Below are 13,304 nucleotides of genomic sequence, written 5' to 3'. Positions count from 1 at the left end.
TTTTTATAGATATTTTTAACATGATCTGCTGTAGAAAGATAAAAAAATAAATCATTGGTGGTGATCGCCCTACAAAGCTATTAAATATAGTGAATTATCTTGTAAAAAGTAAAGCTAGTAGTTGAATTATAAGGAAATCTGAGAAAAGAGTAATAGTCTTACAGTATAATATTATCTTTTGAACAGCTAGAAAAAATGTCGAGTTTAAACAGAAGCCTGAGAAAGTAGCTCAATTTTGATACCCATTCGTTTTTGAAAAAATCGATTTGTTAGGTGATTGGAATTTTTTAAACACGTTATTATAGGCACGATTTTAGTTTTAGCAAACATTAATAATCAGGGGGAAAGTTATGAAAACAGGAAAACTTAAACATATTTTTACTGGTACTGTCATTACTAGTTTGCTATTTTCCACAGGTGTTCATTATAAGGCTATTGCAGAAGTTAAAAATCACAATAATCAAAATGGTGTAGAAAAGATGTTGTTAAACTTAACAGATGAACAAAGAAAGGCATTAAATGAACTTGATGTTTCACCAGGGTTCGTTATTTCGCCAAATATAAACCAAAAGAGTTCAGAATTAGTTAAAGTAATCGTTGAGTTTAACCAAGCACCAGCAAAGGTAGAAGTTTTAAAGCAAGCATTGAAAGGGAAAAAGATGTCTCTTTCTAACGCAAAAGATAAACAAGAAAGCGATCATGATAAATTTAACGATGAGTGGAAAAATATAAAAAGTCAGAATGAGCGAAAAGCAACGAAAATGGGAGAGGCCAAAATCACGAGAGAATATCATAATGCATTTAATGGAGTAGCTATGACACTACCTGGAATAGCTGTACAACAGTTACTTAGCACAGGAGTTGTCAAACGAATTTGGCAGGATACCGAGGTTAAGCTTGATCTTCCAAAAGAAGCTGCTGAAATGCAGACTTCTGGTCCAACAAAAGTAGATGATAGCCTTCCACAAATCGGTGCGGACAAGCTTCATGAAGAGAACATTACTGGAAAAGGCGTTAAAGTAGGCGTTATTGATACTGGTATTGATTATAACCATCCAGATTTAAAAGGTATTTTTAAAGGCGGATATGATTTTGTTGATAATGATGCAGACCCGATGGAGACAACCTACAAAGATTGGAAGGCTTCCGGACAGCCTGAAATCGGTCCATCTGGTACTAGCTATTATACAGAGCACGGAACGCACGTTTCTGGATCGATTGGAGCACAAAAGAAAAACAACTCTCCATCCGCTGTTATGGGGGTAGCACCTGATGTTGATCTTTATGTGTACCGAGTATTGGGACCATATGGGTCTGGATCGAATGACGCAGTTATGGCAGGTATCGATAAAGCTGTACAAGATGGAATGGATGTCATCAACTTATCTTTAGGATCAAGCCAAAACGACCCGCTAAGTCCGACATCGATTGCGATTAACAATGCGATGCTCTCAGGAGTTGTTGCATGCGTTGCGGCAGGAAACGCAGGCCCTGAGGAGAAAACACTTGGAGCCCCAGGAGCAGCCGCTTTAGCGGTAACAGTTGGAGCGAGTGATGTGTCGCTAACAATTCCAACATATAATGCAAGTGCAGGGGATCAAAAGTTTACAAATATGCAACTGTTAGCAGAAAATTATACAGATAAATTAGAAGACCTTAAAAATACAACTTTATCGATTGTTGATGTAGGCTTAGGAGCAAAAAGCGACTATATAAATAAAGATGTAGCGGGTAAAGTAGCTCTCATTCAACGTGGCACATATACTTTTGATGAAAAAGTGCAAAATGCAAAAGCAGCAGGTGCGAAAGCAGTGGTTGTATATAACAATGTTGATGGGAATATAGATGCCTATATTGGTGAAGGAACAAATTATATTCCGTCGTTCCGTATATCGAAAGCTGAAGGTGAACGTCTAAAAGGGCAAAAAGAAATTACGTTCGAAACAATGGGTAGCGTTAAATCAGAAGGAGATCACTTAGCTGACTTTAGTTCAAGAGGTCCAGCAGAAGGCACTGATGACATTAAACCAGATGTTGTGGGACCAGGTGAATCAATCTTTTCTACCCTTCCTGTATATATGAATAATAAACAGGATGATGGGAATTACGATATGGCATATGGCCGTCTTTCAGGAACATCAATGGCTACTCCTCACGTTGCTGGGGCTGCAGCCTTAATCTTGCAAGCACACCCTGATTATACACCGTTTGAAGTAAAAGAAGCCTTAATGAATACAGCTGATAAAATGAATGGCAATTATTCTGTCAATGAAGTTGGAGCAGGTAGAATTGATGTGTATGAGGCAGTGCATTCAGATATTTTACTGAAGGTTATGGACAAAACGACAAATGAACAAGATGGCAAATTAGTCGAAATTGATGAAGAAACCGGTTCAATCGCTTTCGGTACTCACTATACAGGGGACGCTAAGCAAACTGAAGATAGTCGAAAAGTTGTGATTGAAAATCATAATAAACAAGAGCTAAAGAATTTCAACATTAGTGTTGAGTTATTGCCTGCTATGGGTATAATTCAAGATGCTACTAAAAATGGAGTACAAGTGAAAGTGCCAAGTACATTATCTGTAGAAGCAGGAAAGTCTGCAGAAATTAATCCAACTATTTCTATACCTAATACTGCGGCACTTGGAAGGTACGAAGGATATATTCATTTTGTTAATTCAAAGAATAAAGAAGAAAACTATCAAATCCCATTTTCAATTAATGTAAGAGATAAAGGGTTTGATTATATGAATTTGTCAAGACCAATGCTTACGAATGATGTGAAAAATGCACACCCGTTTACGACTCCATTTGTATCTGTATACTTTAGATTGGGAAGCCCACTAAAAACGATCGATGTGTTAGTGAAAGATGGGAAAACAGGAGAACCGATAGGACTTGTTGGAACCTTTGGTGCAGATCAGGTAAAGGCAGGTATCGATTATTATGTAAGTGCTCTATTTACAGGTGAAGTATATCCGTTTACAAATGATAAAAAACGACCAATTTCTGATGAAAAGGTGAAACTCCCAGAAGGTGATTACACCTTTGAAATGCTTGGTCATGATGAAAATGGAAAATCGTACAGTAGGGATGCTATTGTGATGATTGACAATACACCTCCAAAAGTAGAAGTATCCATGAAACCAGGTTTTTACGAAGTGAATGATTCGATGTTTACAACAGAACCAGGATATGATGGCCCTGCTGTATGGATACATGGAAATGTATATAATTCTGCTGTTGATACGCTTAAGCAGAAAGGGATGAATATCGATCAATCTTCTAATGGGGCAGCATGGTGGGAATACAGCTTATATAATTACGCTTTCCTTTCAATTGATAAGGAAGGTAACTTTAGATTCCCTGCAACTAAGACTAACCTTGACCAAATAGGTTTTATAGATTCTAATTTATTGGTTTTTGATAATGCAACGGCAGCTGAAGGAGATCCATCACCAATTAAGCGTTACATGTTCATAAAAGAAGGTACAGAGTATGGAATGCCAAGCTACGACAAAGAAAAGGTCCGACTTGGTGACGAAATTACGATGACGATGAATTTAAACAATATTAAGCAACTTGCTTCTGGCGAATATACCGTGAATTTTTATAAAGATTTTCTTCAGTTTCAAAATGTCAAAATCAACGATGCGTTTAAAAAATATGCTGAAGAAAAAGGTGTAAAAGTTAATTTAACAGAACCAGTAGTCGGTACAGCACTAGGTTCAGGGACCGTCAAAGTAGGAGCTTCAATCGATCAAACTGATTTAAAAATCGATAAAGACTTACCTTTCTTAGATGTCACGTTTAAGGTCACAAACGATAAAGTCTATGAGCCAGCGGCTACACCAATTGATGTATCTTCATTAAAATATAAGAAAACATCAGGTTCGAGTACTACATTAATTCGTGTATATAAAGACAAAACATTTACAATGTTACCTAAACAATCAATAGTGAGTGGAACTATTAAACCTGAAGCTTTCATGAAAAATGGACAAATAGATTCTACGATTGACTACTCTAAGCTTGGGGCTAAAGTCTACGCACAAGATGCAAATGGTAAAACCTATCAAGCATCAACTATTTCAAAGAGTGGATATTTTACGATAGAAAACCTTCCGTTATCAGACAAAGCGTATGACATTTATGTGAAGATTCCAGGTCACTTTGCGAGCAAAGTATCAAATACTAAACTCGTAAGAGACGTCAATGGTGATCTTGCCGGAGTACAAACGATAGTGGATATAGACAAAAACCGCGCTGGTGATGTGAATAAAGATGATGTCATTGACGTACTGGATGCTATTTACTTACAAGTTTATTGGGGAACAAATAAACGCGATGCTGATGTTAACTTTGATGGTATAGTTGATGAAAAAGATATGGAATTTGTAGAGAAAAACTATTTAAGGCAAAATACTTCAATTAATAATGAAGCAAAACCTAAAAAGAAATACAAAGCACAAACTTTAGAAAGCATTAAGAAAGACCTTGGAATTAACTAGTGTTAAAAAACAAAAATTTTAAATAAAGTTTAGATTTTTTTTGGCTCCGGTATTGCTCCGGAGTTTTTCTACATTCAAGTACAAACGAAGAAGTAAACTTTACTTAGCAAAAAAATTTTCTGTTTTTAAGAATGACTTGAAAAAATATGAAAAAGCAGCTAATGAACTGATGGATAAGGTGAATATTATTTTACTAGATTGTATGGCATATACAGAGCAGTCAAGTGAGCTAGTATCCAAATTAACAGGGCTCCCTGTTATCGTTTCTAATGCAATTATGACAAAACTAGTTTTAGAAATGATCTAATAGGATTCAGCCACATTCCACTCAGCATAAGTAATTTATGACATCAAAAATGAAGAAAACGCTATTCTTTCTTTAGATTTTTAAGAAGGAATAGCGTTTTTTAATGAACTATTAATAGGCTCAATTCTCTACAATGAGCACCAAGCACTCTTTAGTAGAAGTTTTTCGATAAATTACTACATTACTGATTTGATATCTAACAACTTAATTAAAATCCTTTTAGAATACGCCAATCTACTGTAATGACAGGGATTGCCGTTTGTTATTTCTATTAAGAATTTAACTAGTTTTATATAGATTTAAAAGAATTCTTGTTGAAATTTATCGATTAATATTTAGTATGTTGAATGAATTTGTCAAAATTTCAAATGAATCAATTCTTATTATAATGTGATTAGAATTTGGAAAATTCAAAATAACTAAACTTTTTAATTTCAGAGGGGAGACTACTCAATGAGGCAAGATGGAAATAATAAACGAAAAAATGCATTTAATGTAGTAATGAGTTTAGGTGTAATTCTAGGCGCAGTAACTCCATTAAACTATCATTCTGTTGTAAAAGCAGAATCGAATGTAAATTCACAGGAAGTTTTATCTAATCTAACTCAGGAGCAGCGATCTGCATTGAGAAACTTGCAGTTAAATGATAGCTCAGGGTTGAAGCTAGATCCAAATGTGAACTTAGATAGTGAAAAAGAAATTTCAGTTATCGTGGAATTCAAACAAAAGCCTGAAAAAGTTGCGCAGTTAGAAGCAGAAGTCAATGGTAAAAGTTTATCTGCAAGTAAGGCTAGAAGTTTAAGAGACGGTGACCAAGCAACGTTTCAACAAGATTTAAAAACGATTTTTAAAGAAGATATCCCCCAAAAAAAATCGTCATTTAAAGTTAGCCGTATCTATAAGAATGCCTTTAACGGAGTGGCTATGACGCTACCTGCAAACAAGGTCAAAAACTTGTTGGCTTCCGATGCTGTCAAAGCTGTATGGAGTGATAAGGAAGTGCAATTGGATCTGCCGAAACAAGAAAATACAACAAAACTGGATTCATCTGCTGTGAACATACCAGGAGGAAACTCATATCTTGGTGTTGATAAATTACATGAAGAAGGTTTTACAGGTAAGGGGATTAAAGTAGGTGTGATTGATACAGGGATTGACTACAATCATCCTGATTTAAAAGATGCCTATAAAGGTGGATATGATTTTGTAGATAATGATGCAGATCCGATGGAAACGACCTATACGGATTGGAAGAATTCTAAAAAAATCGAAGTTTCCAATGGGTCAACGTATTATACAGAACATGGGACACATGTTTCTGGTATTATTGCGGGTCAGGGTGTAAGTACTAGTGAATATTCGACGACTGGTGTCGCACCAGATGCTGACCTTTATGTGTATCGTGTACTTGGTCCTTATGGATCAGGTACAACTGACGCAATTCTATCTGGAATTGATAAGGCTGTCGCTGATGGGATGGATGTAATCAACTTATCATTAGGGGCTAGTATCAATGATCCACTATTCCCAACAAGTATGGCGGTTAATTATGCTGTATTAAGCGGCGTAACCGCTGTTGTAGCAGCAGGAAATTCCGGAAGTGATATGTATACTTTGGGATCACCTGGTGCAGCTGCGTTACCATTGTCAGTTGGTGCAAGCGATGTGCCGATAGAAATGGAAACGTTTACAGTATCAATGGGAGGAGAAAATTCAGTTCCAGCACATGTACGTTTAATGGCAAAAGCTTATTCAGATAATATACCGGGATTAAAGGGGAAATCGTTTCCGATTGTAGATGTAGGAGTTGGTAGCTCAAGCAACTATTCGGGAAAGGATGTAAAAGGAAAGTTTGTACTTGTCGCGCGAGGTTCAATTACTTTACAAGATAAAGTGAAGTATGCACAGCTAAAGGGAGCGGCTGGAATCTTGATGTATAATGACAATCTAGATGAAGGGCTTATTCCTTATTATCTTGGAGAAGGAACAACGAATATACCAACTTTTTCTATGTCAAACGCTGAAGGTTTGGCCCTACTAAAACAAATACAAGCAGGTAATGCATCCTTTACGTTTACAGAAATGGACAAAGGAAGTATAGAAGGAGACACATTAGCAGATTTCAGTTCTCGTGGACCATCTCGTATCAATTATGATATAAAGCCGGAGATTGTGGCACCAGGTGTTTCCATTATGTCAACAGTACCATCGTATATAAACAATAAAGATAACCAAAGCGACTACCAGTATGCTTATCAAAGATTGTCTGGGACTTCAATGGCATCACCTTACACTGCGGGAGTTGCAGCAGTTATGTTGCAAGCGAACCCGAATCTTCAGCCTGAAGATATAAAGTCGATCCTGATGAATACAGCTGATGACTTGAAAAAAACTTATAGTGTATTTGAAGTAGGAGCAGGCCGAATTGATCCATATAAAGCTGTACATACAGGGATGGAAATTGAAGTTATTGATAAAACACCGATTATTAGTGATGGTGAAGAAACATCTATTCAAGAAAAAACAGGCGGTATCAGTTTTGGTTCTTTTGGAGCTACAGGAAATGATCTTTTAGAGAGCCGTAAAATTGTCCTATCTAATTTGGAAAGTGAGAATAAAACCTTTGATGTAGCCGTAAAATTCCAAACTGGAGTAAGGGGTTCCAAGAATGCGGAACAAAACAATGTACATGTCATTACTAATTCAGAGATAAAGGTTAAAGGAAATAATCAAAAGCAGTCGAAGGTATCGATTTTTATTCCAAAAACTGCTGAAAATGGTACATATGAAGGATATGTAGTGTATACAAATAAAGCAAATCCAAATGAGACTTATAAGGTTCCATTTGCAATACGTGTTGTTGAAGAGGGAATGGGAGACTTGATTCTAGATAATCCTTCTATGTCTACGGCACCAAATGGAGTAAGTCAAATTTATCCAACAAGTTTATTGTTTGGTTTCAGTGTGAAGTCTCATATGAAAGTGTTAGATGCAGTGTTAGTGGATGGAAAAACAGGGAAAGACCTTGGATATATTGGTCAGATAGATGGAATGGCAGTCAATGAAAACGTAGACTATGGCTGGCTTGAATACGATGGATCATACATGCCATTTACAGGAAATAAAAATCAACCAATTTCTGATAAAATTGTCTTTGCGTCACAAGGATTTTACAAGCTTAAATTAATTGGAACAAATGATCATGGAAAAAAATTTACAACTCAAAAGGATTTCTTCGTGGATAACACAAATCCGGACTTCCAAACTAACGTCGATGATAAAAACGTAATCGAATACCCTGCAAGTCAAACTTCCTATCCAATTAAGGCAACGATTATTGATCATGAAGTAGCTGAAATGCAGGCTCTTGGTTTTGATATCGATCAATCTAAAAACAAGGTAGGATTCACTTATTCTGGTTTTACTGGTTTTCCTGACGCCATAAAGCAAGTAGATCATAATGGTCAGTTGGAATATAGCATACCACTTGATAATCGTAAAGATGTCATTACTGCATCTATAGACGGACTTGATGCAGCGAACAATAGGACGTATCGAAAAACAGTTTACTTCTTGAAAGATGGCACTGCTTATTATACAGCTGAGATGGACAAAGAGATAGTGAGACCAGGGGAAACGGTAAAGTATACAATAACTGGACAAAACTTGAAGAATTTTAAGCAAGTACAATTTAGACCGTATATTGATCCTAAACAAGTTGAAGTTGTAAAAGTAGATGTACGTCCAGAACTTTCCAAATATGGTTCAGTTGATGTAAAACATGAAACTAAACCAGTGAATGGTGGAATGTATTCAAGCGAAAATTATACATTGACTATGGATGGCACTCAGGAAGTGACAGGTGATATACCAATGGTTGATATATATCTAAAAGTAAAAGAAGAAAATCAGTCGGATTTAACTGGGTTTTTAAGTTTTGCTTCAACCTTGTATGACACAACAGGAAAATGGGTATCACCTCAACCTTTCTTTAAATACAACGGTATTAAGGTAGCCCAAAATAAATCAATTGTATCTGGGCAGGTAATTTCTCAAGGGTTATTAACTGAAACTAATGCATGGGATGCGGCATTAGATTATTCAAAAATAGGTGCAAAGGTAAAATTGGAAGATTCTAAAGGAATTGTAATCGAACAAAATTTAAATTCAAACAGTTCATATAATATTGGAAATATACCATTGACTGATAAGGGATATAATGTATCAATTGATGTTCCAGGGCATTTCACCTATTACGATACCGTCGATACAGCCACTAAAAAAGGAGATCTGTTAGCTGGATTAAATGCATTAGTTGCCGATGCGTATGTTATTGCAGGAGATGTAAACAAAGATAATGTTATTGATGTATTGGATGCAGAATATATTAGAACTTTTTGGGGAACAAACAAGCGCGCGGCAGATATTAATTACGATGGAATTGTAAACGGAAAAGATTTGAGGTTCATTCAATTAAACTATTTAAAACAAAATTCAACTTTGGAATTCTTACATCCGGGATCTTCACCAGATGCAAAGAAAAAATTTAAAGGGGATACTCTGGAATCTATTATGAGTGAGCTTGGTATGGATTAAAGTAGCTGTATTAATAAGACTGGTTTAATGAAAGCTAAATTAGTACTTAATGATGTTTATCTTATCGTCAGGTTATCTATTACTCTTAATTTTTAACTCAGTTTAATAGGAATGAATAGCCTTTTCAGTCAGACTATAACCTTTATATAGAGAAGCTTAAATAGTAGCCTACAATTCACACTCAGAAAATAATGTGAATTTCCATTAGGTTATACCTACAAGATAAAGTTTTTAGAAATTTATAAACTTTATCTTGTAATTAATATATTTAATAGATTACGAGGGGAGAATACTAAGTTTATGAACAATAGAAAGAAAATTCCATTTAGAGTTATCACAGCAACGACATTAGCCGCAATGTTTTTAACGACACCAGGTTACGCACAAATTACAAAAGAAAGTCAACCTTCAAGTTCGAATGTTGACGAGATTGGGCAAGGTGGATTAAAAAGTTATTTAGACGATCTTAACAAAGAAGCGTCTAAGGATGCTGGCAATTCAGTCTATAAAAATATGAGCGAAAATAGTTCGAAAATATATGAACCTAATGAGAAAGTGCGTGTAATTGTTGAGGTACAAGAACCAGAACAAGCTACACAAACGAGAGCAAAGGTAAATAAAAAAACTTTAATGAAACAAAAGCAAGATGATGTTGTTTCTAATATGACAAAAAAGAAGTTGAATCCGAAAGTTAGACATCGCTTTTATGAAGGATTTAATGGATTCAGTATGGATACAGAATTCAAAAATGTGAAAGATTTACAGGCGATGCCAGGTGTTACAAATGTACATATCGCAAGAACTTATGAACAAACAATGAAAACGAGTAAAGAGTTAGTACAAGCACAAAGTGTATGGGAAAAATATGGTTATGAAGGTGAAGGATTAGTTGTCGGTGTAGTGGATTCGGGAATTGATTATACTCATAAAGATATGACTTTAACGGAAAAGGGAAAACAGAAAGAAAAATTGACAGAAAGTTCAATTCAAAGTAAATTTGCAGAAACTTCTGTAAATGAAAAGTGGTATAGTGACAAAGTTCCAACTGGTTATGATTGGGCTGATAATGATACAGATGTGATACCACGTGGTAAAAACGGAAATCCTCATGGTACACATGTTTCAGGTACTATTGGTGCAAATGGGGATGAAGAAAACGATGGTGTATTAGGGATCGCGCCAGGTGTACAGCTGTTAGCTGAAAAGGTATTCTCTGACACTGGTGGAGGAGCATATGAAGATGATATTATTGCAGGAATTGACCATGCTGTTGCAATGGGAGCAGATGTCATAAATATGAGTCTTGGAACTGATTCAGGATTCGTTGGTGGAGATAAAGATCCAATTCAAAAAGCAATACGTGAAGCGACAGAACACGGAACACTAGTCGTAGTTGCAGGTGGAAATGCAGCATATAGTACGAAGAATAATATCATTGCTTCTTCTACAAAACCGTATGCAGAAAATCCTGATATTGGGACTGTTGGAGAACCGGGTGTAAGTCCGTTTGCTTTGTCAGTAGCTTCCTACGAAAATACTAAAACCGAAATGAATACATTAGCGGAAGAAAATGGTTTAAAACTTCCATACCAAGACCAAACGCACTATAATTTTAAACTCTCTAGAGTACTGTCCCCAAATGAAAGTACTGAGCTAGTTTATGTAGGTGAAGGCTTTAAAGCGGAGCATTATGCTGGTAAAGATGTGAAAGGAAAAATTGTTGTGTTTAAACCTAATACGACTTATTCAACCTATGCGCCAATGCAAAATGCAGCAAAGACATATGGTGCAAAGGCCGTTATTATGGTTCCACCTACTCAAATGGCTGATTACCCATTCGTAAACTTTAATAGTAACGGGATTCCAGTAGCAACAACTAGTAAGGAAGCTGGGAATGCTTTAATTGCTAAGTTAAATAGTGGACAAATTGTCAAAATGAAATTAACAAAAGGAACTTGGTTGGATAACCCAGATCGAGACACGATGTCTTATTTTTCTTCTTATGGTGCTCCAACTACTTTAGACATTAAGCCTGAAATTTCTGCTCCAGGTGGTAAAATATATTCGACTACTCCTGGAAATGAATATGAGGTTATGAGTGGAACTTCAATGGCGACTCCACACGTTGCAGGTGGTGCTGCATTAATTTTACAATCGATGTATGAAAAAGGACTTACTCATTCAGAAGATACAGCATTAAAGGCCAAAATTGCTTTAATGAATACGGCTAAAGTGGTAATGGATCCTAAAACGAATGATGAGGTCCCATATTCACCGCGTATTCAGGGATCTGGATTAATGCAAATCCAAAATGCAATTAAAACACCTGTTATTGTAACAAGAAAAAATACGCCGCTTGAGAAAGCAGGAGCAGTTGCATTAAAGGAGATTAAAAATGACAGAGCAATCTTCAATTTAAATGTAGAATCACTTCAAACTGAAAAAACGAAAGATGAATATGACTACACTGTTAATGTAGACTTATTAACAGATGGAATTGAAACGAAACACTTTGACTTTAATGGTGATGGGAATTTAGAATCAAAAGATTATTTATCATTAAAAAGTGATCGCATTGAAGGTGCAACAATCTATGTAAATGGTGAGAAAGTTACTGGTGCTGAAGGTCCAACATTAAAAATCAAAGCAGGCCAACAGAAAAATCTAAAGGTAGAGATTCGCCTACCAAGAACATTAAGAAATAATGAGTTTGTTGAAGGCTTTGTCCGTCTTGTACCAACAGGAAAAAATAGCGATTCAGCTGTTCCTTTAACAGTTCCTTATATGGGCTTTAATGGTGAGTGGGATTCACTTAATAATATAGATCCTGTAGCTTGGGATCGAAAAGATGCATTTTTAAGCTATACAGCACTTTGGGATGATGAGGGTGCTTCGGTTCCGATGGGGTATGATACGAAAACGGGTAAATTTAACATGAATGCAATCGCAACATCTCCAAATTCAATACTAAAAGGGGCATTCCCAACATTTACAGCATTTAGAAACTTAGCAAAAGCCGAAATGTATATTGAAGACAAAAAAGGAAAAATGATTAAATATCTTGGAGACTTTAGTGAATATAATGGTGGGAAGCCTTATCCGCTTCGTAAGAATATTCTTTCTGCAAGTGGGATGTACATGGGATATAACTGGGATGCGAAAGATCAAAACGGTAACACTGTAAGTGATGATAGGTATAACTTTGTCATCAAAACTACATTAGACTACCCAGGTGCGAAACCACAGAAAGTAAAGCTTCCGATTAATGTCGACTCAGTTGGACCAAAAGTATCGAATGTTCAAGTTAAACCAAAGGATGGTCAATATGAAATTTCTTTCGACGCAGTTGATAGTAGCTCAGGGTATAAGGGAGCGATTCTTTGGTATAATGGCATACAAAAATCTGTATCACCAGGAGAAACTTCTGTTTTAGTAAATGAAGAACCAAAAAGTGTTGTTGTGATGGGAATAGATAATGCAATGAATATAAGTTATAAAGTTTGGGGCGATCCTTCATATATTAAATACAGTATGCTTGTACCTGTATTTAGTGTAAGTCCAAATACAAATATTAGTGTAAGCAAACCAGCTCCAATAAACGGTTTTGCCCAAACACGTGTAAATTGGACAGTTTACGTAAAAGACGCGAGTGGGAACATAGTAGACAGTTTGCAAGTGAATAATGAACATGAACTTCATACTAAATGGACACCAGATACAAAATTACCTAGCGGAACCTATTATGTATCTGCTGATGCAGTTGATAAAGAAGGATTTAAAGTAACGACAAAGATAGTATCAGTTACTGTTGTTAAATAGTTTTAATAGAAGCCAATCTTCTCAAAAGAGGATTGGTTTTTTTGATTGAACTATCCTGAAAATTACTA

The 13,304-nt window shown here is 35.9% G+C and carries 4 protein-coding genes; all 4 read left to right on the top strand.

Annotated elements, in window-relative coordinates; all coding sequences use genetic code 11:
- Positions 1-350: 350 nt before the first annotated feature.
- A complete protein-coding gene (locus CN601_RS21165; protein ID WP_098172261.1) occupies positions 351-4,514 on the top strand; it encodes a S8 family serine peptidase in 4,164 nt (1,387 codons plus the stop codon).
- 40 nt (positions 4,515-4,554) lie between these two features.
- A complete protein-coding gene (locus CN601_RS21160) occupies positions 4,555-4,821 on the top strand; it encodes an AroM family protein (RefSeq protein WP_306659838.1) in 267 nt (88 codons plus the stop codon).
- 453 nt (positions 4,822-5,274) lie between these two features.
- A complete protein-coding gene (locus CN601_RS21155) occupies positions 5,275-9,417 on the top strand; it encodes a S8 family serine peptidase (RefSeq protein WP_098172260.1) in 4,143 nt (1,380 codons plus the stop codon).
- Positions 9,418-9,717: 300 nt separating this feature from the next.
- Positions 9,718-13,236: a S8 family serine peptidase gene (locus CN601_RS27915; protein ID WP_098172259.1), complete on the top strand. Its 3,519-nt coding sequence runs from the start codon at positions 9,718-9,720 to the stop codon at positions 13,234-13,236.
- Positions 13,237-13,304 lie beyond the last annotated feature (68 nt).

This window comes from Bacillus sp. AFS017336 (assembly GCF_002555445.1).
Classification (GTDB): domain Bacteria; phylum Bacillota; class Bacilli; order Bacillales; family Bacillaceae_G; genus Gottfriedia.
Note: the sequence above shows the minus strand (reverse complement) of the source record. Positions and strands in the feature narration are given on the sequence as shown.

Excerpts from the sequence above, each read along its gene's own strand:
- CN601_RS21165 (WP_098172261.1), top strand. The coding sequence starts at position 351 with ATGAAAACAGGAAAACTTAAACATATTTTTACTGGTACTGTCATTACT.
- CN601_RS21155 (WP_098172260.1), top strand. The coding sequence starts at position 5,275 with ATGAGGCAAGATGGAAATAATAAACGAAAAAATGCATTTAATGTAGTA.
- CN601_RS27915 (WP_098172259.1), top strand. The coding sequence starts at position 9,718 with ATGAACAATAGAAAGAAAATTCCATTTAGAGTTATCACAGCAACGACA.